Source organism: Nonomuraea sp. B208 (genome assembly GCF_057536035.1).
The window spans coordinates 1-23,653 of sequence record NZ_BAAJOU010000025.1; the positions used below are offsets into that span (position 1 = coordinate 1).

Genomic DNA, 23,653 nt, shown 5'->3' on the forward strand with positions numbered 1-23,653 from the left:
GGGTCGGGCGGGCGCACTCGCCCGAAGCCCGACGCGAACAGCCCGTAGATGGCCACCGCGGTCGCGGCGAACGCCAGCGCCGCGAGCGCCGCCCGCCTGCTCTGCCCGCCCGCGTCCGCGGTTCCGTCCGCGGGTTCCTGCCCGTACACGCGCCCCTCGGGGATCATTCCCCGATGATCCCCTGCTCGGCCCGCCTCCTACCCCTCTTTTGAGCCAACCGATGGCGACGCCGGTGGCAAGATGAGGAGATGCCGAAGTCCCTGGTCACGCTCCCCAAAGCACATCTTCACCTGCACTTCACCGGCTCCATGCGGCACGCCACGCTGATCGAGCTGGCCAGGGATCAGGGGCTGCACCTGCCCGACGCGCTGGAGCAGGACTGGCCGCCCAAGCTGCGGGCCACCGACGAGCGCGGCTGGTTCAGGTTCCAGCGGCTGTACGATATCGCCCGATCCGTCCTGACCCGCCCGGAGCACGTCTACCGGCTGCTGCGCGAGACCGCCGAGGACGAGGCGGAGGCCGGGTCGCGCTGGCTGGAGATCCAGGTGGACCCGTCCGGCTACGCCCAGCGGTTCGGCGGGCTGACGGCCACGCTGGAGCTGATGCTGGACGCCGTGCGCCAGGCCGCCGAGCACTCCGGCGTCGGCATCGCGGTGATCGTGGCCGCGAACCGGACCAGGCACCCGCTGGACGCCAACACGCTGGCCAGGCTCGCCCTCCAGTACCGCGACCACGGGGTCATCGGCTTCGGGCTGTCCAACGACGAGCGCCGGGGCGAGGCCCGCGACTTCGAGCGCGCCTTCAGGATCGCCAAGCGGGGCGGGCTGCTGGCCGTGCCGCACGGCGGCGAGCTGCTGGGGCCGCGCAGCGTCCAGCAGTGCGTGGACGACCTGGGGGCCGACCGGGTCGGGCACGGCGTGCGGTCGGCCGAGGACGACTGGCTCATGAGCCGCCTGGCCGACCGGCAGATCTGCTGCGAGGTCTGCCCGACCTCCAACGTCGGGCTGGGGGTGGCCGAGCGGGCCGCCGACGTGCCGCTGCGGCGGCTGTTCGACGCGGGGGTGCCGATCGCGCTGGGGGCCGACGACCCGCTGCTGTTCGGCGACCGGCTGCTGCGGCAGTACGAGCTGGCCAGGGACGAGTACGGCTTCTCCGACGCCGAGCTCGCCGAGCTGGCGCGGCAGTCGGTGCGCTCGTCGGCGGCGCCCGAGGCGGTGCGCAAGGAGCTGCTGAAGGGCGTCGACGACTGGCTCACCGCGTCACCGGAGTGATGCGGCGATCTCGGCGGCCTCGCGCGCGGTGCGTACGCCCTCCAGGCGGTGGTTGACGCCGCCGCTCGTCCAGATGAGGGTGGGCGCCGCCTGGCGGAGCGGCACGGCCGTGCCGTCCGCGCGGCGGAGGTAGCCGAGCGGGTGCTCGCCGCCGAGCCACCAGCCCTCCGCGGCGCCGCCGTCGAGCTCGACGTGCGTGGGGAACGGGGGGCCGAGCTGTTTGAAGAAGTACGGGCTCATCTCGCCGTCGAACTGGTCGAGGCGGATGCCGTCCGGCCAGAACATCGACACCACCCGGCCGCCGTCGGAGACCGTCGCCGTCTGCGGGGGGCCCAGGCGGGTGGGGGTGCGTACCGGGAAGCGGGCCAGGGCCGGCAGCTCCTCCGGGGCCACGGTGCGCTCGCCTGGGAGCGGCGCGGTGGTGGTGAGCGGCGTGGGCGGGGTGTCGGAGACCCGCAGCTCGACACCCGCGAAGCGGAGGATCTTCACCACGGCGGCCCGGCCCTGCGGGGTTGCGGCGGTGATGGCCACGACCACCGCCACCACGGCCACCACGACCACCCACCGCCGCCTCCGCCGCCCACCCGGCCGCCGCGACCCGTGGGCCTCCCGCACTGGATCGGCCGGAGCAGCGGGCACATCGGGGCGGGATGGGGCGGACGCGCCGGGGTCCGGTGAGGCGGACACGTCGGGGTCCGGCCGGGCAGGCGCACCAGGGTCCGGTGAGACGGGCACGTCGGGGTCCGGTCGGGCGGATACGCCGGGGTCGGATTGGGTGAGGCGGGTGCGGACGGTGGCGGCCATGTCGCTGGCGGGTGTGGGGGTGGGCACGTCGAGCAGGGCGCCGAGGGCGAGCAGTTCGGCCTCCAGCGTGTCCGGAGTGTCCGGGTCGCTCGGGTCATGCGAGTTCATTGCCCACCTCCTCCCTCAGCCGCGCCAGCCCCCGGTGGGTGCTGGACTTGACGGTGCCCAGCGGACAGTCCAGCACCTGGGCCGTCTCCGCCTCCGTCAGCTGTAAGAAGTACCGGCACACCACGGCCTGGCGTTCCCGTTCGGGCAGTGACCGGACGGCGGCCAGCAGCCGGGCGCGGCGGTCGGTGGCGACGGCGGCCCCCTCGGGGTCGTCGGGCGCCCGCTCGTCGGCGGCCGCGCCCAGCCGGAGCGCCAGCTCCGCGCGCCGCCCCCGTGACCGGGTCAGGTTGTGCGTCTCGTTGGCCACGATCCGCAGCAGCCACGGCCGGAAGGGCGACTCCCGCCGGAAGCCCGGCAGGTGCCGGAACGCCTTGACGAACGCCTCCTGCACCACGTCCTCGGCTTCGTCTCCCGCGCCGAGCAGGTACGCGGTACGGTGAGCGAGCGCGCTGTAGCGGGCGACCAGAGCCTCATAGGCGTTCAGGTCACCGTCGAGCGAGCGCGCGATCGCCTCGTCGTCGTCCATGACGAGTCAGATTCCACCGCAAACCAGGGCCAGCAGGGAAGAGCGTCCATCGGATCGCGTGACCCCTGCCGCTGATCGGGGCATTAGACTCGGGCAATCCGTGTGCTCCCTTGAAGGAACGGGACTATGTCTTCTGGGTATGACCGTGTAGTGCAACCGGCGGCCGGTGACGAGGCCCTGGAGAACCACCTCGGTGGGGACGAGGCCAAGAACTACCGGCAGTACGAGTTCGACATGGTCGCCCCGCATGTGGGCCGCTCGATGCTGGAGATCGGTTCGGGTCTCGGGCACTTCGCCGAGCAGTTCCTGCCGCGCCTCGACCGGCTCGTGGTCAGCGACTTCGACCCCTACTGCGTCGAGCAGCTGGAGAAGCGCTTCGCGGGGCGCGACGAGATCGACGTGCTGCAGTTCGGCCTGCCGACCGACATCCCGCTGGAGGACAAGGTCGACACCGTCGTGCTGATGAACGTCCTGGAGCACATCGAGGACGACGCCGAGGCGCTGCGCTCGCTGGCGCGGGTGACGCTGCCGGGTGGCCGGATCATCATCTGGGTGCCGGGCTACCCCCAGCTCTACGGCGACTTCGACCGCAAGGTCGGCCACGTCCAGCGCTACACGCCGAAGACGCTGGGCGCCACGGTCGCGCGGGCGGGCCTGGACGTCGAGGTGCTCAAGCCGATCAACTTCCTGGGCGGCATCGCCTGGTGGGCGGCGGTGCGCCGGGGCGGCGTCGGCTATCCCGACCCGCGCCTGGTCAAGATCTACGACCGCACGGTGGTGCCGCTGACGCGGCTCATCGAGCGGTTCTTCCGTCCGCCGTTCGGCCAGACGGTCTTCTGCGTGGCGCGCGTCCCCCAGAGCTGAGGGCGGCCGGGGGAGGCCGGTGGGCCTCCCCCGCGCCTCACTTGATCGATCCGGCGGTCAGGCCGCCGACGACCTTGCGCTCGATCAGCGCGAACAGGATGATCACCGGGATCGTGGCGATCACCGAACCGGCGAACAGGTTCTGCCAGTCCACCTGGTACTGCCCGATGAAGGAGTTCAGCGCCACGGTGAGCGGCTGCCTGTCGGGCGTCGTGGTCAGCGTGAGCGCGACCACGAACTCGTTCCACGCCGCGATGAACGTGAAGATCAGTGCCGTGATGACCCCGGGCATGGCGAGCGGCATCGTGATGCGGAACAGCGCGCCGAAGCGCCCGTTGCCGTCGATGAACGCCGCCTCCTCCAGCTCCCGAGGGATCGAGGCGAAGTACGCGTTCAGGATCCACACCGCGAACGCCAGGTTGAACCCGCCGTTGACCAGGATCAGCGACCAGATCGAGTCCACCAGCCCGAACTGGTAGAACTCGCGGTAGATGCCGACCAGCATGGCCGTGGGCTGGAACATCTGGGTGATCAGCACCAGGATCAGGAACGCGGTCCGTCCCCTGAAGCGGTGCCGGGCCGAGTAGTACGCCGCGGGCAGCGCCACCAGGAGCACCAGCACGGTGGAGCCGGCGGCCACCTTGATCGTGACCCAGAGGTTGCCCGCCAGGCCGCTGCTCCAGAAGCCGGCGAGGTTCGACCACACCCACTCGTCGGGCCAGAACGTCACGTCCCGCAGCGAGTCCTGGCTCCGCAGCGAGGTGAGCAGCATCACCACGTACGGGAACAGGAAGATCAGCGCCACGACGTAGGCGGCGGCCGCGACGAGCACGGTCTTGAGCCTGGGCATGGTGCGCACGACGGCGCCACGGCCAGCCATCACGCCACCTCCTTGTTCCACCGCGACACCCGCAGGAAGATCACGGTCAGCACGACGACCATGCCGAAGTTGACCACGGACATGGCGGCCGACTCGCCGATGTCGGAGCTCTTGAGAATGAACATGAGGATCGTCGAGGTGGCCGTGGAGTAGCCGGGCTGCCCGTGGGTCATGGCCCAGATGATCGGGAAGCTGTTGAAGACGTTCATCACGTTGATCAGCGCGGCCACGGTGAGCGCGGGGCGCAGCAGCGGCAGCGTGATCGACCAGTACGTACGCAGCCGCCCCGCCCCGTCCATCCTGGCCGCCTCGTAGACGTCGCCGGGGATGGTGGCGAGGCCGGCGAGCAGCGCGTACGTGGTGAACGGCACCGACACGAACACGGCCACGAACACCAGCCACGGCATGGCCGTGGAGGCGTCGCCGAGCTGGTCGGCCGCCGCGCCGCCCATCGCGTCGATGAGCCCGAGTTTGAGGCGGATCTGGTTGATGACGCCCACTTCGGGGTCGAGCATCCACTTGAAGATGATCGCCGTCATCAGCACGGACGCCGCCCAGGGCGCGATGAGCGCCCAGCGGGCAACCTTGCGCAGCGGGAAGCGCTGGTTGAACAGCTGGGCGAGGGCCAGCGAGACCAGCACGGTGAGCACGACGACCGCGACCACCCAGATCACGCTGCGGACCATGATGTCCGCGAAGTCCTTCTCGTTGAAGAGCTTCTCGTAGTTCGCCAGCCCGTTGCCGCCCTGGACCACGCCGAACCGGCTGATCTTGAGGAACGACGACCGGATCATCTCGATCACCGGCCAGAGCACGACCACCGCGATGAGCACCACGGCCGGCCCGACCCAGGCGAGGGGTTCGAGGGCGCGCAACCTTCTCATGCAGAACCTTCCACGTGGGACAGTGTCGTCACGGGAGGCGGCCCGGCGCCCGTCACGGACGCCGGGCCGGCCACCGTGATCAGCCCGCCTCGGCGACCTTCTGCAGCTCGCCGAGGACCTTGGCCGGGTCCTCCTTGACGGCGCCGCCGATGGTCTGCTTGATCGCCGGGTTCACCTCGGCCCACTTCGGGTCCTGGAAGGGGTAGAAGCTGGCGTTGGGCAGCGCGTCCAGGAACGGCTTCAGCTTCTCGTCGCCCGACAGCTTCTCGATGCCGCCGTTGGTGACCGGCAGCAGCTTGTAGGTGTCGGAGATCTTCTGCGCGGCGTTGCCGGTGTAGAAGAAGTCGAAGAACTTCTTGATCTCGGCGGCGTGGCCGTTCTTGTTGAACGCCATGATCCAGTCCATGACGCCGAGCGTGGTGTCGAGCGGCCCGCTCTTGCCGGGGATGGGCGCGACGCCGTAGTTCTTCAGTCCGGCCGCGTCGAAGATCGGGATCGACATGGGGCCGCCGTTGACCATACCGACCTTGCCGGCGCCGAAGTCCTCCCAGACCGTCTTGCGGTCCTTGGTGCCGGGGTTGGGGGTGGTCAGGCCGGCGTCGACCAGGCCCTTCATGTACGTGAAGGTCTCGACGTTCTGCGGGGAGTTGATGGCCCACTTGCCGGAGGCGTCCTTGTAGCCGCCGCCGTTGCCGAGCATCCACAGGAACGACTCGCCCTGGGCCTCCTCCTGGCCGAGGGGCAGGCCGAACGGCTGGGTCACGCCGGCCGCCTTCAGCTTCTCGGCGGCGGCCTTGAGCTCGTCCCAGGTCTTGGGGGGCTCGCTGATGCCGGCCTTGCTGAACAGGTCCTTGTTGTAGAACATGGCGCGGGCGGAGGAGACGAACGGGATGCCGTACCCGGTGCCGTCCACCTTGCCGAAGTCGGCGAACTTCTGCAGCAGGTCGCCGGAGACGTTCGGGGAGAGGACCTCGTCGGTCTTGTAGAGCAGCCCGTCCTTGACGAAGCCGGAGTAGTCGCCGGTCTGCAGGATGTCGGGCACCTGGCCGTTCTGGACCATGGTGGCGACCTGCTTGTCGATGTCGTTCCAGTTGATGACCTGGACGTCGACCTTGATGCCGGGGTTCGCGGCCTGGAACTCGTCCACGACGCCCTTCCAGAACGTCTCGCCCGAGTTCGGCTTGCCCGGCCCGTCGCCGTAGTCGGCGGCGACCATCTTGAGCGTGACCTCGCCGCCGGAGGACGCCTGGTCGCCGCTGCCGTTGCCGCTGCCGCCGTCGCCCGAGCCGCAGCTGGTCAGGACCAGCAGCGTGGCAAGGCTGAGAGCGGCGCCGCCCACAAGCTTCATGTTCACTGGAGATACCGCCTTCTCGTCGGACGGGTGACGCTGGTCCGTACCAGTGGTCGGACCCCGCCCAGGGGGATGAGCTCACGGAGGCACTGCGATGACCCGGAAGCCCTCCGTGTTTGCGCCAGCGTAAGCGAGCGTTCCCCACCCGGTCTATACCGGTCTATTGCGGTTCGACAACAGTCATCGCGACGGCTGCGCACAACCGGTCTAGACCAGATGTCAGGTGATCTTCCGCCGGACGTTCTCGCCGCCCTCGGGCGCGCCGATCCACGGCCCGTCGATGGACGGGTCGAGCACGCCTTCCTCGACGAAGTCGTAGCGGCCGTCCAGCACGTACCCGGCCAGCCGGACGTCCCGGGCGTCGGTGTTGTCCCAGAGCCGGTCGAGCAGCGTGTCCACCCGGCGTCTCGCCTGGTGGCAGAAGGTGTCGGCCAGCTCGTACGGCCGCCGCCCGAGATCGGCGGAGTCGCTCTCGGCCTTGACGCAGACGGCGGTCATGGCGAGCAGCTCCGCCCCGATGTCCACGACCCGCCCGAGGAACGCCTGCCGGTGCTCCAGCCTGCCCTGCCAGCGGGACATCGCGTAGAAGGTGGACCGGGCGAGCTTCCTGCTGGTCCGCTCCACGAAACGGAGGTGGGCGGCGAGGGGGCCGAAGGCGGCGTACCCGCCGGGCAGGGTGCCCGCGCCGGCGACCAGCGTGGGCAGCCAGCCGGCGTAGAAGCGGCCGGCCCGCTTGACCGCCGCGGCGCGTTCCTGGCGGGAGGCGTCCGGGTTGATCAGCTCGCCGGCGGCCGACAGGTGGGCGTCCACGGCCTCGCGGGTGATCGCCAGGTGCATGATCTCGGTGGAGCCCTCGAAGATGCGGTTGATCCTGGCGTCGCGGAGCATCTGCTCGGCGGGCACGCCGCGCTCGCCGCGCGCGGCCAGCGACTCCGCGCTCTCGTAGCCGCGCCCGCCCCTGATCTGGACCAGCTCGTCCAGCACCCGGTAGCCCATCTCCGAGGCGTACAGCTTGCCGAGCGCGGCCTCGATCCTGATGTCGTTGCGTTTGTCGTCGGCCAGGCGGCAGTTGAGCTCCATGACGGCCTCCAGCGCGTAGGCGGTGGCCGCGATGAAGGCGATCTTCGTGGCCACGGCCTCGTGCCGGCCGATGGCGTGGCCCCACTGCACCCGGGCGTTGCTCCACTCGCGGGCGATCCGCACCGCCCACTTGGCGTTGCCCGCGCAGGTGGCGGGCAGGGAGAGCCGGCCGGTGTTCAGGGTGGTGAGCGCGATCCGCAGCCCGTCGCCCTCGCGTCCGATCAGGTTCCCCGCGGGCACTCTGACCTGCTTGAACTCGGTGACGCCGTTCTCGATGCCGCGCAGGCCCATGAACGTGTTGCGCCGCCTGACCGTGATGCCCGGCGAGTCGGCCTCGACCACGAACGCGCTGATCTTCTTCCCGGTCCGCGCCATGACCACGAGCAGGTCGGCGATGACGCCGTTCGTCGTCCACAGCTTGACGCCGTCGAGCACGTAGTCGTCACCGTCGCGGACGGCGGTGGTCGCCAGGCGGGCCGGGTCGGAGCCCACGTCGGGCTCGGTCAGCAGGAACGCCGAGATCTCGCCCCTCGCGCAGCGCGGCAGGAACGCGCGCTTCTGCTCCTCGGTGCCGAACAGCTTCAGCGGCTGCGGCACCCCGATCGACTGGTGCGCCGACAGCAGCGTGGCCAGCGCAGGGCAGTACGAGCCGACGAGCATGAGGGCCCGGCAGTAGTACAGGTAGGGCAGGCCGAGCCCGCCGTACTCCTCGCCGATCGTGATGCCGAACGCGCCCAGCCCGGCCAGGCCCTTGACCACGTCGTCCGGGATCTGCCCGGTCCGCTCGATGAGCGCGGGATCGACGTGCCCGTCCAGGAACCGGCGGACCGCCCGGACGAACTCCTCCCCCCGCTTGGCGGCCTCGTCGGGCAGGGCGGGCGCCGGATGGACCAGCTCCAGCCGGAAGTCGCCGAGGAAGAGCTGCTTGCCGAAGCTGGGCCGGGTCCACTCCTGCTCGCGGGCCTGCTCGCCGACCGCTCTGGACTCCTCGTACCTGGTGTGCTGCGTCATCGCGCCTCCAGACGTCACGCCGTCCCGGTGCCGGTTATATGCCCTCTTTCTCAGATGAGACCCGACTTTCGTCAGGGGTGCCGGTGACCGGACGGCAGATCCGGAGGGGGTTGCTCCTTCCCTAGGTTTCGTGATGTGAAATCGCTCCTGATCAGCCTGTTCGCGGCGGGCGCCCTCTTCCCGGCCCCCGCTCCCGCCCTGACTCCCGCCTCCGTGGACGCGTACGTGCGCGACGCCGTCGCCACCACCGGCCTGCCGGGCGTGTCGGTGGTCGTGACCCACGACGGGCAGGTCGTGCACGCCGCCGGGTACGGCCACGACTCCGAGGGCCACGCGGTCACCGCCGACACGCCGATGCGGGTGGCCTCGGTGAGCAAGGCGTTCACCGCGACGGCGGTCATGACGCTCGTCGAGCGCGGCAAGATCCGGCTGGACGACCCGGTCGCCGCGCAGCTCCCCGGCTTCCGGATGGCCGACCCGCGCGCCGCCCGCGTCACCGTGCGCCAGCTGCTCAACCAGACCTCCGGCCTGTCGGACACCACGGTCGACGTCAACGCCCTGGAGGAGACGACCACGCTGGCCGACTACACCGCCCGGCTGTCCGGCGGGCGGCTGCGGGCCGAGCCGGGCACCCGCTGGGAGTACTGCAACGTCAACTACGACCTCGCCGCCCGGCTGGTGGAGGTGGCCGGGGGCCGGGACTTCGGCTCGTACCTGCGGGATCGGGTCTTCGGCCCGCTCGGCATGACCACCAGCGCCGTCAGCGACCAGGTGGTCCGCCCCGCCGACGGCTACAACTCCGTCTACGGGGCCTGGCTGCCGCGCCCCGAGCTGCCCGCCTTCCTCAACGGCAGCGGCTCGGGCGGCGTCGTCACCACGGCGAACGACATGGGCAAGTGGCTCATCGCCCAGTCCGGGGACGGCCGTCCGGTGGTCGGGAAGCGGAGCCTGGAGACCATGCACACGCCCGCCGCGGTCCGCCCGTACGGGATGGGCTGGGGCGTGGAGGAAGAGTCCGGGCAGCTCGTGCATTCCGGGAACCTGTTCACGTACACGGCGGTGGCCGCCCTCTCGCCGCGCACCGGTTACGGCTTCGCGGTGATGAGCAACAGCGCGGCCTTGCAGGACGACACGTACACGATCATGCAGGGGCTGACGGCGCTGAGCGAGGGCCGCGTGCCCGAGCCGCCGGGCGCCGACCGGCGGCTCTACGACGGCATCCTGGCCGCGGTCGCGCTCGTGGCGGCCGGGCTCGGCGCGCTGGGGGTGCTTCGCGCCCGCCGCTGGGCGGCCAGGCCCCGCCGCTGGTACGCGCTCCGGCTGCTGCCCGCCCTGCTGCCGGCCGTGGTGCTGGCGACCTACCCCGACTGGGTGTCGTTCCTCATGAACGGCAGGACCGTCACGTGGGCGCAGCTCACGTACTTCGCGGCGCCGCTGTCGATCACGTTGCTGGTGACGGCCCTCGCGGGAGCCGCCGTCACGCTCGCCCGCGTGCTCGCGCTACGGAACCGCCGGCCGCGCTGACCTGACGGCGGGCCGCCGGGACGGCCGCGTAGCTCACGGCCAGCGCGGCCAGGGCGAGCGCGGCGGCGGCGAGCCCGAGCCACCGCAGGCCGTCCGCCGCGACCAGGCCGCCACCGAGCGCGGAGCCGGCCGCGATGCCGATGTTGAACGCGCACACGTTCACCGACACCGCCAGCGTCGGCGCGCCGCCCGCGTGCCGCAGCAGCAGGCTCTGCAGCACCGGCGTCGTGGCGGAGGTCAGCAGGCCGAACGCGAGCACCACGGCCACGGCCGCCACCGGCCACCCCAGCGCGAACGGGAACAGCGCCAGCACCACCGCGAGCCCGGCGAACGTCCCGCGCACCGTGGCCGGCAGCGACCGGTCGGCCAGCCGTCCCGCGACCAGGCCGCCCGCCAGGCCGCCCACGCCGTACACCAGCAGCAGCGCCGACACCGCCGCCGGCGCGAACCCGGTGATCCGCGACAGCGCGGGCGCGAGGTAGGTGTACACGGTCGAGGTGGCGGCCAGCCCCACGGCGGTGGTCGCGATCACGACCGGCACCGGCCGGCGCAGCATCGTCCGCAGCTCGGCCGCGACGCTGGTGTCCGGCGCGGCCTCCCGTGGCAGCACCACGGCCAGCAGCACGACGGCGGCCAGCGCCAGCACCGCGAGTCCCGCGAACGGCGCCCGCCACCCGGCCCCGTCCCCCACCAGCACGCCGACCGGCACGCCCAGCAGGGTCGCCGCCGAGAACCCTGAGCCGACGACCGCGATGGCCGTCCCGACCCGCTCCGGCGCGACCGCCCGTACGGTCAGCATGAGCGCCAGCGTCAGGAAGGCTGCGTGGCTGAGCGAGGCGACCACCCGGCCCGCGATCAGCAGTCCGTACGACCCGGCGACCGCGCAGATCGCGTTGCCCGCCGCGAACAGCACCAGCAGCCCCAGCGCCAGCCCCTTGCGCGGCAGCCGGACCGTCGCGATCGTCACCAGCGGCCCGCCGGCCACGACGCCCAGCGCGTACGCCGTCACCGCGTGCCCGGCCGTGGAAAGCGTGACGTCCAAGTCGGCGGCCACCTGCGGCAGCAACCCGGCGATCAGATACTCGGAGGTGCCGACCACGAAGACGCTCACCATGAGCATGGCCGGCACGAAAAGTCCCTGTTTCATGCGGGTACGCTAAAGTCTCACATGGATGTGAGAGTCAATCGGCGGTGAGGGAGATCACATGCGGATCGGCGAGCTGGTCCGGCGCACCGGCGTGAGCGAGCGGCTGCTGCGCTACTACGAGGAGCAGGGCCTGCTGGCCCCGGAGCGCCTTCCCAGCGGCTACCGCGTCTACACGGAGGCCCACGTGGAGACCGTGCGCCGCATCCGCTGCCTGCTCTCGGCGGGCCTGTCCACCTCGACGATCGCGACCGTGCTGCCCTGCCTGGAGCCCGAGGGCGAGGTGCTGGCCCCCACCTGCCGGGACGTCGTCGGGCAGCTACGCGGCGAGCGCGAGCGCATCGACCGGGCGATGGCGGACCTGAGCGAGTCCCGCGACGCCCTCGACCGGGTGATCGCGGCGTCCCGCGTGTGACATGCGGAAGCGCCGCCTCCTCGTCGGCCGAGGAGACGGCGCTCCGCCTCTTTCACCAGCTCCTAGAGCCGCTCGATGATCGTGACGTTGGCCTGGCCGCCGCCCTCGCACATCGTCTGCAGGCCGTAGCGGCCGCCCGTGCGCTCCAGCTCGTGCAGGAGCTTGGTCATCAGGATCGCGCCGGTGCCGCCCAGGGGGTGGCCGAGCGCGATGGCGCCGCCGTTGGGGTTGACCTTGGCGGGGTCGGCCCCGAGCTCGTGCATCCAGGCCAGCGGCACCGGGGCGAACGCCTCGTTGATCTCCACGACGTCGATCTGGTCGATCGACATGCCGGCCTTCTTCAGCGCCCGCTGCGTTGCGGGGATCGGCGCGGTCAGCATGTAGACCGGGTCGTCGCCCATGAGCGCGAGCTGGTGGATGCGGGCGCGCGGGGTCAGCCCGTGGTCCTTGACCGCCTGCTCGGAGGCGATGAGCACGGCGCCCGAGCCGTCGGAGATCTGCGAGGAGGTGGCCGCGGTGATCTGGCCGCCCTCCTTCAGGGTCTTGAGGGTGCCCATCTTCTCCAGGGTGGTGTCCGCCCGCGGGCCCTCGTCGTCCTCGACGCCGTTGATCGGGGCGATCTGCTCCTTGAAGTAACCGTTCGCGATGGCCTTGGCGGCCCGCTGGTGCGACTCCAGCGCGAACTGCTCCAGGACCTCGCGGGTGTAGCCCCACTTCTCGCACATCAGCTCCGCGCCGCGGAACTGCGAGATCTCCTGCTTGCCGTACCGCTCGACCCACTTCTCGCCGAACGGGAACGGCATCCCCATGTCGAGCGCGGCCTTGATGGACGAGCCCATGGGGACGATGCTCATCGACTCGACGCCGCCGGCCACGACGAGGTCCTGCGTGCCGGACATGACGCCCTGGGCGGCGAAGTGGATCGACTGCTGCGAGGAGCCGCACTGGCGGTCGATGGTGACGCCGGGGACGGTCTCCGGCAGGCCGGCCGACAGCCAGGCGTTACGGGCGATGTCCATGCTCTGGGGGCCGAACTGCATGACGCATCCCAGAATGACGTCCTCGACCGCGGCGGGGTCCACGCCGGTGCGCTCGACGAGCGCCTTCAGCGTGTGAGCGGCCAGGTCAGTGGGGTGGACGGTGGAAAGACCGCCCTTCTTCTTGCCGACCGGGGTGCGGACCGCCCCGACGATGTACGCCTCTGCCACAGTGCCTCCTGGGAACCGAGCATTATTCGGTTACTAAGGGCAGCCTACAACAGAACGACGTTCTGGCGCTGCTCACTCCGGGGGCAGAAGGTCCTCCGCGGCATCCACGCGGAACCGCCACCGGTCCACCACCAGCCCGTTGAGCTGGTCGGCGAGCTCCAGCGCCAACGCACCCAGCTTGGCCGGCTCGTCGCCGCGCAGCTCGATCGCGGTCAGCTCGGTCGCGAACGGCAACAGCTCCCCCACCGCGGGCGGCTGCCCCTTCTGCGGCACCAGCACGGCCCGGATCTCCCCCGCCGTGAACGTGAACTCGTCGTCCTCCTGCGGCTCCAGCAGCGGCGCCAGCTCCTCGGCGGACGGACGTACCGGGACGATGACCGCGGGGCCCGTGTCCTCCTCGTCGGCCGGGTCGCTCACCTCGCCGCGGCAGACCGCGAGCCCCTTCAGCCGGAACGCGATGCCCTCGGCCAGGAACCGGTCGAAGAAGTCCAGCGGCAGCGGCCCCTCGCCGGCCACCCGCACCGCCCACGACTTCTCCAGCACGCCGCCCGTCAGCCCGGGCTCGGCCTCCACGGGCGCGCACACCCGTACGTCCGTGGCCACGACGTCGTCGCCGTCCAGGCGGGCGGCCGGGTCGGCCAGCCGTACGACCCGCAACAGCTCGGCCGGCTGGACCTTGGCGGGCAGCACCGCCGTCGGGCCCGTACGCAGTCTCCGCTTGGCCATCCAGCCCATGCCCGCCTCCGCGCTTGCCAGTGAGCCGCTCTATGCGGTCAGCTTCGATAGGAGCTCGTCATCGTCGCGTAGACGATGACGTTGTCGGTGTAGTGACCGGTACGCCGGTCGTAGGTCCCGCCGCAGGTGATCAGATGCAGCTGGGCGTTGTCCTGCGGCCCGTAGACGCGCTGGGTCGGGAACGTCTTCTTGTTCGCCTGCTCCACGCCGCCCACGGTGAACACCGCCGTGGTCTTGTCCTGCCGCTTGATCTCGATGGTGTCGCCGTTCTTGATCTCGGGCAGCCTGCTGAACACCGCGCTGCGCGTCCTGGTGTCCTTGTGCCCGAGCAGCACGGCCGGGCCCGCCTCGCCCGGCGTGGACATGTTGCGGTACCAGCCCACGAGGTTCGGGTCGTCCGCCGGCGGCACCTCGATCGTGCCGTCCTTGGCCAGGCCCACGGTCTTCACCGGGGCGTTGATCCCCAGCCGCTTGATCACGACCCGGATCGGGGTGGACGGCAGCATCGGCGGGGCCGGGGTGATCTGCGGCAGCGGCGGCGGCGCGTCGGGGTCGGCCTGGAAGAGCGCCTGCTCCGGGTTGTTGCCCGCGGCGTGCGGCTGGGACGGCAGCGCCAGGCTGTCGCGGTTGTTCGCGGCCAGGCCGTACTCGTCGGGCGAGCCCAGCACGATCAGCAGCCCGGCCACGACCGTCACGACCCCGGCGATGGCCGCCACGATCAGCACCGCCCTGAGCGCCGTGCTCCCCTTGTCCGGCTGCGGCGGCTGCGGGGCGGGAAGTCCGCCGCCGTACGGGTGGTATCCCGACACCGCGCTCAGCCCCTGGTCGCGTTGCGCCGGCGCATGAGCAGCCCGCCCACCGTGGCGGCGCCGATCAGCGCGGTTCCGGCCAGGATGAACGTCCGCCCGTCCGGCCCCATCGTGCCGCCCAGACCGGTGTCGGCGCCCGCCTTCGGGGTCTGGGACTTCCTCGTGGACTGCTTGCTGGACGGGGTGACGGTGACGATCTCGGTGGTCGTCTTGGTCGGCCGGGGGGTGGAGGTGGTGGGCGTGGGCGTCGGCGTGCCGGTCCCGGTGCTGGTGGGGGTGCCGGTGCCCGTCGGCGTGCCCGTGCCCCCGGTCGTCACGACGAACTGCGCCGACGGCCCCCCGGACGCGCCCGGCTCGCACTCGTACCAGGTGTCGCCGTTGACCTGGAGCTCGAAGTTGCCGCCCTTGAGGCCGATCGTGCCCGTCGCCGTCGGCTTGATCACCATCGTCATGGCCACCGCCGGCATGGTGGCGCCGGGCGAGATGGTCGTGTACTGAGCGGCGGCGCCACTGGCGGTGATCGAGGTGGACGGCATCGGCGAGCCGCTGGGGTTCACCGCGCCCCTCGCGACGATGGTGCTGGTCGGGGTGATCTGCGCGCTGGCGGTCGCCGCCGGCGAGTGCGACGGGGTCCCGGTCGGGGGCTTGACGTCCCACGTGACGGTCACCGTCGCGTTGGGCGTGACCGCGCTCGCCGGAGTCCTCAGCTCCATGTTGAACCAGTGAGAGGACTTCGCGCCCGCCGCCGGTCCGCAGTTGTAGACCACGTCGACCGGGGCGGCCAGCGCGGCCACCACCGGCAGCCCACCGAAGATCCCTGCACCGAGGACGGCCATGGCGGATGTCTTGAGGGCGAGGCGGCGCCGCGCCTTGGACGTCAGCACTTCCATCTCCAATTCAGCGCAGGTTGGCGGGAGTGTGCCAGTTTTCCAATTCTTGGTCTCGGCTAGGTAGAGATCTTACGAACTCTACCTGTCAACTTCCCGTAAACCGTCAAACCGGTTGCTCCCGGGTCAGACCTTCTTCTTCGAGAGCGTGGCGTACACGACGATGTTGTCCTTGTAGCTGTGCGCTCCCTTGTTGTAGACGCCGCCGCAGGTGATCAGCCGGAGCTGCGCGCCCTCGGTGTTGCCGTAGACCCGCTTCGTCGGGAACGTCGTCTTGCTGACCTGCTCGATCCCGCTCACCGTGTAGCGGGCGACCTTGCCGTCCGACCGGTACACGTAGATGTTGTCGCCCTTCACCAGCTCCGAGAGCCGGGCGAAGACGGCAGGGCCCTTGCGGGTGCTGACGTGCCCGTTGATGACCGTCGGGCCGTTCTCGCCCGGGAGCGGGGAGAAGCGGTACCAGCCGGTCTGGTTCGGCTTGCTCAGCGACGGGGTGCCCAGGTTGCCCTTGAGGTCCACCGTCACCTGGCCGACCGGCGCGTTCACCTTGATCTTCGGGATCTTGATCCGCGACGGCTTCGCCTTGGCCTTGGCCTTCGTGGTCCTGGCCGCCGGGATCGGGGCCACGGTCGGCACCGCCGCCAGCGGCGGCGGCGCGTCGATGCGGGCCGGGGTCAGGCCGCTCTTGCCGCCGGGGCCGACGGTCGGCGGCAGGACGAACGCGCCCGCGTTCTCGATCTGCACCGTGGACGGCTGGCCCGCCGCGAGGGGGCCGCCGGGGCCGGAGCCGTCGTCCACCGTGGGCGCCAGCGAGAGCAGGCCCACCATGACGGCGCCCACCCCGGCCAGCGAGCCCGCGATCAGCAGGCCCGGCATCGCCTTGTCGAGAGTCGACTTCTGCTTCTGCTCGCTCATCACTTCACACCTCCGGCGTGCGCGGCGCGGCGACGCCACAGCACCAGGCCGCCCGCGGCGCTGCCCATGATCATCGCGGAACCGCCCGCGATCAACGTGTACGCCCCGGAGTCCACCGGCGGATCCGGCGCCTCACCGGTGTTCACCCCGCCCTTGGGCGTCTTGACCACCTGCGGCCTGACGTACTTGGTCACGGTCGGGGTGGCGGAGGTCGAGGTGGTGGGGGTGGTGGTGCTGGTGCCGCCGGGCCCGACGATCACGATCCCCGGGTGGGTGTACTGGGAGCTCGGCGACGGCGAGTTCGTGCCGGTCGCCGTGTTCGTCGGGGTGCCGGTGCTGGTGTTGGTCGCCGGCGGGCTGGTCGGCGGGGTGGTCGTGGGCTCGTTCGTCGTGGGCGGCGGGCTGGTCACTCTCTCCCCGACGGTGACCACGATGGATCCGGGAGGGCTGGCCGGCGTGCACTTCGCACCGTGGAATCCGGTCGGAAGCTGCGCGGTGGCCGTCGACACCTCGAACGCGTCCAGCCAGGCAGGCTTGGTCGAGGCGTTCTCGACCTTGATCACATGCTTGCCGTAGGTCAGCTTGGGCGAGACCCACAACTCCTGGCCGCCGTTGAGGTCGTGGTTCACCGGGTCGTCGTTGCCGTCGCGCGAGGGGTCCACCGTCGCCCGCTTGATGCCGTCGATGTAGATGTTGACCGGTCCGGCGTCCTTGTCCGTCGGGCCGATGTACTTGACGCTCGTGCCGACGAAGGTCAGCTCAGCGGAGGCGTTCAACTCGGTGGTCTCGTGCAGGTCGTTGTGCACGTGATGCTCGGAGGACGGGCGGCCTCCCACGGGCGTCCACGTGCCGTGGTAGACGATCTGCATGTCGCTCGGGTTGTCGGTGTCGTCACCGTCGTTGATGACCACACTGCTGTCCGGCGGAGTGAAGTCGAGGTCGATGTCCTTCGGGGTGATCTTGATAGTGCCCGGCTTGTCGATGAGGCCGGGGTCGTTCAGCATGGGAGGCAGGCCGAGTTCGTCATCAGGCCTCAGGGCCTTCTCCGGATCGGCGCTGCCCTTGGGCTGCAGGATGCCAACCCAGTTGCTCTTGAGCTCGAGGTTGCCGATGGCGTGAACCTCTCCGCCCGGCCCGAAGTAGCCGGGTGACTGCAACCGGCTGCCGTCACCGGTGTACTGGAGCTTCCACGTGTAGTTGAGTGGGCCGCCCACGACGAGGTCGGTGTCGAATGTCAGATTGGTGACCAGCCGCACCGGACCGTGCCTGACGATGCTGCTCGTACCGGTCGGCTTACAGATGTACTCGACCTCAAGATCGGCCTGCGCCGCCGACGCGGGCAGGTTCGACGACACCATCGCACCTAATGCCGCCACGGAACCGACCGATGCGGCGATCAACGCCTTGCGCAACCGACTCACGGGAGACTCCGATCACCCACAAATAGACCGAGGGTAGATCCTAGAGTCGCGAAGACCGACAACACATGCGGAATGCCCCATCTTCCATCACTTGTGATGAAGCCGTGTCCAGTAACAGAATCCCGTTCTGGAGGTGGCGTATGGAGAGAGATCTTTTCGACGAGGAGCACCTGCTCTTCCGTGAGACGGTGCGCGAGTTCATGACCCGCGAGGTGGTGCCGCATCACGCGCGGTGGGAGAAGGAGGGCATCGTCCCGCGCGAGGTCTGGAAACAGGCCGGCGAGCTGGGGATGTTCGGGTTCTCGGTGCCCGAGGAGTACGGCGGCGCGGGCGTCAAGGACTTCCGCTACAACGCGGTGATCGTCGAGGAGATCATCCGGCACGGCGCGTCCGGCCTCGGGTTCTCGCTGCACAACGACGTCATGGCCCCGTACGTCGTGGACCTCACCAACGACGAGCAGAAGCAGCGCTGGCTGCCCGGCTTCGTGAGCGGCGAGCTGATCACCGCGATCGCGATGAGCGAGCCCGGCGCGGGCAGCGACCTGCAGGGCATCAGGACGACCGCGGTCCGCGAGGGCGACCACTACGTCATCAACGGCCAGAAGACCTTCATCACCAACGGCATCAACGCCGACCTGGTGGTCGTGGTCACCAAGACCGATCCGGCCGCCAGGGCCAGGGGCACGACGCTGATCGTGGTCGAGCGGGGCACGGAGGGCTTCCAGCGCGGGCGCAACCTGGACAAGGTCGGCATGAAGGCCCAGGACACCGCCGAGCTGTTCTTCGAGAACGTCCGGGTCCCCGTCGCCAACCGTCTCGGCCCGAACGACGGCGAGGGCTTCTTCCAGCTCATGCACAACCTGCCCCAGGAGCGCCTGTCGATCGCCGTGGCGGCCGTGGCCTCGGCGGAGTCGGTGCTGGAGCAGACCATCGAGTACTGCAGGTCCCGCCAGGCCTTCGGCCGCAACATCGGCTCGTTCCAGAACACCAGGTTCGTCCTGGCCGAGCTGGCGACCGAGACCGACATCGCCCGCGCCTACGTCGACAAGTGCATCCTCGCGCTCAACGCCGGCGAGCTCACGGCGGTGGACGCGGCCAAGGCCAAGTGGTGGACCACCGAGCTGCAGAACAAGGTCATCGACCGCTGCCTCCAGCTCCATGGCGGCTACGGCTACATGACGGAGTACCCCGTGGCGAGGGCCTGGCTGGACAGCCGGGTGCAGACGATCTACGGCGGCACCACCGAGATCATGAAGGAGATCATCGGCCGGTCCTTCGATTTCTGACCGGAAGCCCGCGGGGCCGCGCGCGGACCGGCCCCGCGCCGCATACTGGACAGCATGGAATCCGGCGGCCTGATCCTCCTGGTCTTCCTGGCGTTGCTGTTCGCCTGGCTGCTCAACCGGGTGCGCCGGGCCTTCCGCCTGGGAGCCGTGGGCTACGCGGGCGTGATGATCGTGTTCATCATCGCCATGCTGCTCGTCTGGGGCCAGACGAAGGTCTAGCGCATCCCTTCCACGAACCGGGTGAGCAGCCGGGCGAACTCCGCCCGCTCGGCCGCCGTCCACGTCCGCGTGGCCTCGGCGAAGCTCGCCTGCCTGCTCTCGTGCGCGCGGGCCAGCGCGTCCCGCCCGGCGTCGGTCAGCACGAGGTGCGAGCGCCGGCCGTCGGCCTGGTCGGCCTCGCGCCGCACCAGGCCGCCCGTCACGGCGGCGGCCACCAGCCGGCTCGCCCGCGGCTGGTCCACGCCGAGCGCCTCGGCGACCCCGGTCACCGTGACCGGCTCGCGGGCGCCCTCGATGACGTCGAGGACGTCGTGCTCGGGGCCCGCGCCGTCGGCCGCGGCGAGGGCGCGCCGCCGCTGCCTGCGCCTGATGGCGACCATCGCGCGTTCGATGGCGGCGATGTCCTTGTCCTCGTGCATAGGGTGGCGATGCTACCCCGGCACGACCGGCTGGATCGCGTCCAGGATCACCCGCGCGACCAGCGCCGGATCGTCGCTCATCGGGACGTGGCCGCACCCGTTCAGCAGCTTGACCCGCTGCCCCGACCACCGCCCGGCGCGGACCGCCTGCCTGCGCAGCAGCAGCCGGTCGTGCTCGCCCCACGCGATGGTGATCGGCGATTTCGGCGGCGCGGGCGGCATGAGCCCCTCGAAGGAGGCGAGCGTCTCGTCGAAGCCGGGCGCGGCGGCCAGCGCCTGCGTGGCCGCGACCAGCGCCGTGGGCTCCATCCTCGTGGGGTGGGCGACCAGCACCCCGGCGGACAGCGCCCGCGAGGCGGGCTCCTCCGCCATGCGGGCGGCCTGCTCGGGCGGCAGGGCGCGGGCCGTGGCGCGCAGCGCGCGCAGCACCGTGCGGGCGTACAGGAACTCCGAACGGGTCCAGAAGCCGGCCGGCGACAGCGCGACGGCCGAGCTGACCACGCCGCGGGCGGCCAGTTCGAGCGCGAGGTAGCCGCCGAGCGAGTTGCCCGCGACGGCGGGCTCACGGATGCCGAGCAGCGCGCAGAACGACTCGACCGCGTCCGCCAGCGACTCCGGTGTGTACGGGGTGCCCTCCGGCAGCCCCGGCGAGTCGCCGAACCCGGGCAGGTCCACGGCGAAGACCGTGCGCGCGGCGGCGAGCCGGTCCAGCACCGGCAGCCAGGCCTGCCAGTGGTGCCCGATGCCGTGGATGAGGATCAGCGGCGCGCCGGTGCCCCGCCGTTCGAAGGCCAGGTCCATGCGGCCAGTAGACCACTCACCTGCCGCGGGTGGGAATCTCGAACCAGACGGCTTTGCCTTCCTTGGTAGGACGCGAGCCCCAACGCCGAGCAAGCTGGTCCACGAGGTAGAGGCCGCGTCCGCCCTCGTCGTTCTCGCCGGCGCTGCGGATCCGCGGCAGGCGCAGGTCCTGGTCGAACACCTCGACCCAGACCGCCTCCTCGCCCCTGCGCAGCCGGAGCGTGAACTCCTTGTCGCCGATCGCCTCGTCCTCGAAGCCCGGCAGGTCCCAGGACTCCTCGAACGGCAGCGGCGGCCCGTCCACGGACAGCTCCCTGCGCGGCACGGTGGCGGTGGAGGCGTGCAGCACGACGTTGGTGACGACCTCGGAGACCAGCAGACAGGCCAGCTCGGCCCGCTCCTCGGGCACGTTCCAGCCGGAGAAGGCCTCGGCGGCCATCCGCCGCGCCTCGCCGACCATGATCGGCTGCGCCGGGAACGTGCGCTCCTCGACGTCGAGATCGACGTCGCTGGAGCGGACCACCAGGATCGCCATGTCGTCGTCGATCTCGCCGGGCACCGCGACCGTGGCGGTCTCGGCGATCCGCTCGACGTCGGCGTCGGACAGCTTGGACAGCTTCTCGCAGAGCACGCCCAGCGTCTCGGACTCGGTCGGCGGGTGGCCGTCGCGGCCGGGCCGCCGGTCGACCAGGCCGTCGGTGTAGAGCAGCAGCGCCGCGCCCGGCGGGAGGGTGCGCGTCTCCTCCTTGTAGACCAGGTCGGCGTGCAGGCCCTTGGCGCGGACGCCGAGCGGCTGGCCGACCTCCTCGATGTCGAGCTCCACGCACTGGCCGTCGACCAGCAGCAACGGCGGGGCGTGCCCGGCGTTGGCGAAGGAAAGCTGCCGCGACCAGGCGTCGTAGACGAGGTATTGGCAGGTCACGATGGGCGGGATGCTGATGTCGGCGCCGTTGTCGTCCTGCTCGGGCGTGGCGATGATGCGGGTCCACTCGTCGAGCCTGGCGAGGATGTCGGCGGGCGACTTGTCGTCCTGCGCGAAGGCCCGCAGGGCGGCCCTGAGCTGGCCCATGACGGCCGCCGCCTTGGCGCCCCGGCCCTCGACGTCGCCGATGACGATGCCGACCCGGCCGGCCGACAGCGGGATCACGTCGTACCAGTCGCCGCCGACCTGGGTCTGGATGCCCTGCCCGTGGGAGGCCAGCGGAGCCGCCGGGAAGTAGCGCACCGCGATCTGCAGGCCGTCGAGACGGGGCATCGCGCCGCGCGGCAGCAGGTATTTCTGGAACGACTCGGCGGTGTGCCGCTCCTCCTCGAACAGCAGCGCGTTGTCGATCGCGACCGCGACCCGGGTGGCGATGGCCCCGACGAAGTCACGGTCGAAGGCGTCGTAATGAGGGCTGCGGCGGTCGGTGAGGTTGGACAGGCCGAGGTACATCAGGCCCAGGGTCTCGCCGCGCACCAGCAGCGGGGCGACGATGGCCGAGGTCATGCCGATCTCGCCGCACAGGCGGGCGCTGCCCTCGCTGGGCGAGGGGAAGCTGCTGGTGGCGAAGTCCTCGACGAGGATGGTCTCCTGGCGGCGCAGCGCGGTGTCGGCGTAGTGGCCGATGGGGTAGCGGATCTCCGCGCCCACCGGCTTCCACGTGCCCGACGGCGGGGTCCACCCCTGCACGTGGTGCGCGACCCGCCGGACGAGGCGGTCGCCCTCCATCAGCTCGATGAAGCAGTGGTCGGCGAACTGCGGGACGAGCATCTCGGCGACCCGCTTGAGCGTCTCCTCGACGTAGAGGGAGCCGGCCAGCCGCTCGCCGATGCGCTCCAGCAGGCCGAAGCGGTCCTTCTCGCGCTCGTTGCTGCGCAGGGCCTCGCGGGCGGTGATCACGATGCCGGTGACGGCTCCGGAGGTGTGGCGCAGCGGCACGGCCTGGGCGCGGACGTAGACGATGGTGCCGTCGCCGCGCTTGACGTCGAAGGTGCCCTCCCACACCCCGCCCTTGAGCACGTGCTTGGCCAGCTCGATCGCCTGCGGGTGGTCCTTCTCCATGATCCCGAGGGACAGGACCGAGGTGTCGCCCGGCGAAGCGGGGCCCGGCCGGCCGAAGAGCTTCTCGGCGAAGGGGTTCCAGTAGAGGAGATTGCTGAAACGGTCGGTGACGACCACCGCCATCTCGGCATGGTCGAGAACGGACCCGGCGGCGAGATGATCAACCCCGTCCTGTGACAGATCCCCCCAACGCTTCATCCGAAGACCACTCCTCGGGGTGGCGAGCATGCACAGCGAACCACGAGCGCTCCTGCAACAGTCTTGGTCTGGGGAGAGTGGAGGGCCTCCCAGAAGGGATTCAACCAAGCCGCTGCGCGCACGTCAGCGCTTGGAGACAAAAACGTGCGCGGCAACATCACGCGGAAGCTCCGCGGGATTGTCGTTCGCGTCACCGTCACCTGTCACCCGCACACCGTCGTCGCTCGCCGCGAGCGTGACCTCGCGTCCGGGTTGTATCCCAACTTGCTTGAGTTTAAGCATCACAGCGGGATCACTTTGCACTTGTTCGCTAATTCGCCGCACCACCACGGGCACGCCCATGGGGCCCACCGCGATGTCGCTCATCGACGTGAGCCCGTCGGGAGCGGCCTCGGCCGGCTCCTTGGCGCCGAGCTCCGCCAGACCGGGGATGGGGTTGCCGTGCGGGCACACGGTGGGGTTGTCGAGCAGGGTCACCAGCCGGGCCTCCACCGACTCCGACATCACGTGCTCCCAGCGGCACGCCTCGACGTGGACCTCTTCCCACGGCAGGCCGATGACCTGGGTGAGCAGGCATTCGGCGAGGCGGTGCTTGCGCATCACGCGGGTGGCGAGCTGGCGGCCCAGGTCGGTCATCGCGAGGTGGCGGTCGCCCTCGACCCGGACGAGGCCGTCGCGCTCCATGCGGGCGACGGTCTGGCTCACGGTGGGGCCGCTCTGCTGCAGGCGCTCGGCGATGCGGGCACGCAGCGGGACGATGCCCTCCTCCTCGAGCTCGTAAATCGTGCGGAGGTACATCTCCGTCGTGTCGATCAGGCCGTGTGCGGTCAAGGCAGTCCTCCCAACTGA

Annotated in this window: 23 protein-coding genes; 6 read left to right on the plus strand and 17 right to left on the minus strand. The window is 70.8% G+C overall.

Annotation, left to right across the window (positions count from 1 at the left end; genetic code table 11):
* Positions 1–248 precede the first annotated feature (248 nt).
* Positions 249–1,271 (plus strand): adenosine deaminase, encoded by a 1,023-nt coding sequence (locus AC27IY_RS27860; RefSeq protein ID WP_423451015.1) that lies wholly within the window; start codon positions 249–251, stop codon positions 1,269–1,271.
* Here the strand turns inward: AC27IY_RS27860 and AC27IY_RS27865 are convergent.
* Both AC27IY_RS27865 and AC27IY_RS27870 read right to left on the minus strand, forming a co-directional pair.
* Positions 1,260–2,183: a hypothetical protein gene (locus AC27IY_RS27865; protein WP_487179731.1), complete on the minus strand. Its 924-nt coding sequence runs from the start codon at positions 2,181–2,183 to the stop codon at positions 1,260–1,262. The genes AC27IY_RS27860 and AC27IY_RS27865 overlap by 12 nt on opposite strands.
* Positions 2,170–2,709, minus strand: coding sequence for an RNA polymerase sigma factor (locus AC27IY_RS27870; RefSeq protein ID WP_344217783.1), 540 nt, complete (start codon positions 2,707–2,709; stop codon positions 2,170–2,172). Before AC27IY_RS27870 ends, AC27IY_RS27865 begins: the two co-directional genes overlap by 14 nt.
* A 126-nt stretch (positions 2,710–2,835) precedes the next feature.
* Between AC27IY_RS27870 and AC27IY_RS27875 the strand changes: the two genes are divergently transcribed.
* On the plus strand, positions 2,836–3,573 hold the full coding sequence (locus tag AC27IY_RS27875) for a class I SAM-dependent methyltransferase (protein WP_364463064.1): 738 nt from the start codon (positions 2,836–2,838) through the stop codon (positions 3,571–3,573).
* A 37-nt stretch (positions 3,574–3,610) separates the two neighbouring features.
* Here the strand turns inward: AC27IY_RS27875 and AC27IY_RS27880 are convergent, their stop codons facing one another.
* The 4 genes from AC27IY_RS27880 to AC27IY_RS27895 all read right to left on the minus strand — a co-directional run bounded on the left by AC27IY_RS27880 (position 3,611) and on the right by AC27IY_RS27895 (position 8,779).
* Entirely contained in the window at positions 3,611–4,453 is an 843-nt protein-coding gene (locus AC27IY_RS27880; protein WP_423477537.1) for a carbohydrate ABC transporter permease, read from the minus strand.
* Complete coding sequence (locus AC27IY_RS27885; RefSeq protein WP_344217787.1) at positions 4,453–5,337, minus strand: carbohydrate ABC transporter permease; 885 nt, start codon at positions 5,335–5,337, stop codon at positions 4,453–4,455. The genes AC27IY_RS27880 and AC27IY_RS27885 overlap by 1 nt, the downstream gene beginning before the upstream one ends.
* A gap of 79 nt (positions 5,338–5,416) precedes the next feature.
* Positions 5,417–6,685: an extracellular solute-binding protein gene (locus tag AC27IY_RS27890; protein ID WP_423451017.1), complete on the minus strand. Its 1,269-nt coding sequence runs from the start codon at positions 6,683–6,685 to the stop codon at positions 5,417–5,419.
* A gap of 222 nt (positions 6,686–6,907) precedes the next feature.
* Positions 6,908–8,779, minus strand: a complete 1,872-nt coding sequence (locus tag AC27IY_RS27895) for an acyl-CoA dehydrogenase family protein (RefSeq protein ID WP_449946498.1) — start codon at positions 8,777–8,779, stop codon at positions 6,908–6,910.
* Between the two features lie 135 nt (positions 8,780–8,914).
* Here AC27IY_RS27895 and AC27IY_RS27900 point away from each other — a divergent pair, with 135 nt between their 5' ends.
* On the plus strand, positions 8,915–10,303 hold the full coding sequence (locus AC27IY_RS27900; RefSeq protein WP_449946500.1) for a serine hydrolase domain-containing protein: 1,389 nt from the start codon (positions 8,915–8,917) through the stop codon (positions 10,301–10,303).
* Here AC27IY_RS27900 and AC27IY_RS27905 read toward each other — a convergent pair.
* Positions 10,257–11,450 (minus strand): MFS transporter, encoded by a 1,194-nt coding sequence (locus tag AC27IY_RS27905; RefSeq protein ID WP_487179732.1) that lies wholly within the window; start codon positions 11,448–11,450, stop codon positions 10,257–10,259. The genes AC27IY_RS27900 and AC27IY_RS27905 overlap by 47 nt on opposite strands.
* A gap of 58 nt (positions 11,451–11,508) precedes the next feature.
* On the opposite strand from AC27IY_RS27905, the gene AC27IY_RS27910 reads away from it, so the two are divergent.
* Positions 11,509–11,862: a MerR family transcriptional regulator gene (locus tag AC27IY_RS27910; protein WP_344217795.1), complete on the plus strand. Its 354-nt coding sequence runs from the start codon at positions 11,509–11,511 to the stop codon at positions 11,860–11,862.
* A 62-nt stretch (positions 11,863–11,924) separates the two neighbouring features.
* Here AC27IY_RS27910 and AC27IY_RS27915 read toward each other — a convergent pair whose 3' ends face one another.
* From AC27IY_RS27915 to AC27IY_RS27940, 6 genes are all read right to left on the minus strand, one after another.
* Positions 11,925–13,070: an acetyl-CoA C-acetyltransferase gene (locus tag AC27IY_RS27915; protein ID WP_329585644.1), complete on the minus strand. Its 1,146-nt coding sequence runs from the start codon at positions 13,068–13,070 to the stop codon at positions 11,925–11,927.
* Positions 13,071–13,142: 72 nt separating this feature from the next.
* Positions 13,143–13,796, minus strand: coding sequence for a hypothetical protein (locus AC27IY_RS27920; protein WP_344217798.1), 654 nt, complete (start codon positions 13,794–13,796; stop codon positions 13,143–13,145).
* Between the two features lie 47 nt (positions 13,797–13,843).
* Positions 13,844–14,614 carry a class F sortase gene (locus tag AC27IY_RS27925; protein WP_364463048.1) on the minus strand — a complete coding sequence of 257 codons (771 nt, stop codon included), beginning with the start codon at positions 14,612–14,614 and terminating at the stop codon, positions 13,844–13,846.
* Positions 14,615–14,619: 5 nt separating this feature from the next.
* Positions 14,620–15,498 (minus strand): hypothetical protein, encoded by an 879-nt coding sequence (locus tag AC27IY_RS27930; protein ID WP_487179733.1) that lies wholly within the window; start codon positions 15,496–15,498, stop codon positions 14,620–14,622.
* Between the two features lie 129 nt (positions 15,499–15,627).
* The gene (locus AC27IY_RS27935) at positions 15,628–16,416 is read right to left on the minus strand and encodes a class F sortase (protein ID WP_371251263.1); all 789 of its coding nucleotides are present in this window, start codon (positions 16,414–16,416) and stop codon (positions 15,628–15,630) included.
* On the minus strand, positions 16,416–17,774 hold the full coding sequence (locus AC27IY_RS27940; RefSeq protein ID WP_487179734.1) for a hypothetical protein: 1,359 nt from the start codon (positions 17,772–17,774) through the stop codon (positions 16,416–16,418). The genes AC27IY_RS27935 and AC27IY_RS27940 overlap by 1 nt, the downstream gene beginning before the upstream one ends.
* A gap of 203 nt (positions 17,775–17,977) precedes the next feature.
* On the opposite strand from AC27IY_RS27940, the gene AC27IY_RS27945 reads away from it, so the two are divergent.
* A complete protein-coding gene (locus AC27IY_RS27945; protein ID WP_487179735.1) occupies positions 17,978–19,123 on the plus strand; it encodes an acyl-CoA dehydrogenase family protein in 1,146 nt (381 codons plus the stop codon).
* A 54-nt stretch (positions 19,124–19,177) separates the two neighbouring features.
* Complete coding sequence (locus tag AC27IY_RS27950; protein ID WP_177240627.1) at positions 19,178–19,342, plus strand: hypothetical protein; 165 nt, start codon at positions 19,178–19,180, stop codon at positions 19,340–19,342.
* Here the strand turns inward: AC27IY_RS27950 and AC27IY_RS27955 are convergent.
* The 4 genes from AC27IY_RS27955 to AC27IY_RS27970 all read right to left on the minus strand — a co-directional run bounded on the left by AC27IY_RS27955 (position 19,339) and on the right by AC27IY_RS27970 (position 23,635).
* Positions 19,339–19,761 (minus strand): MarR family winged helix-turn-helix transcriptional regulator, encoded by a 423-nt coding sequence (locus tag AC27IY_RS27955; RefSeq protein ID WP_371251266.1) that lies wholly within the window; start codon positions 19,759–19,761, stop codon positions 19,339–19,341. The genes AC27IY_RS27950 and AC27IY_RS27955 overlap by 4 nt on opposite strands.
* 12 nt (positions 19,762–19,773) lie before the next feature.
* Positions 19,774–20,562, minus strand: coding sequence for an alpha/beta fold hydrolase (locus tag AC27IY_RS27960; protein ID WP_449946514.1), 789 nt, complete (start codon positions 20,560–20,562; stop codon positions 19,774–19,776).
* 16 nt (positions 20,563–20,578) lie between these two features.
* Positions 20,579–22,804, minus strand: coding sequence for an ATP-binding SpoIIE family protein phosphatase (locus tag AC27IY_RS27965; protein ID WP_364463030.1), 2,226 nt, complete (start codon positions 22,802–22,804; stop codon positions 20,579–20,581).
* A gap of 123 nt (positions 22,805–22,927) precedes the next feature.
* Positions 22,928–23,635: an iron-dependent transcriptional repressor DtxR gene (locus AC27IY_RS27970; RefSeq protein WP_350776288.1), complete on the minus strand. Its 708-nt coding sequence runs from the start codon at positions 23,633–23,635 to the stop codon at positions 22,928–22,930.
* Positions 23,636–23,653: the final 18 nt, after the last annotated feature.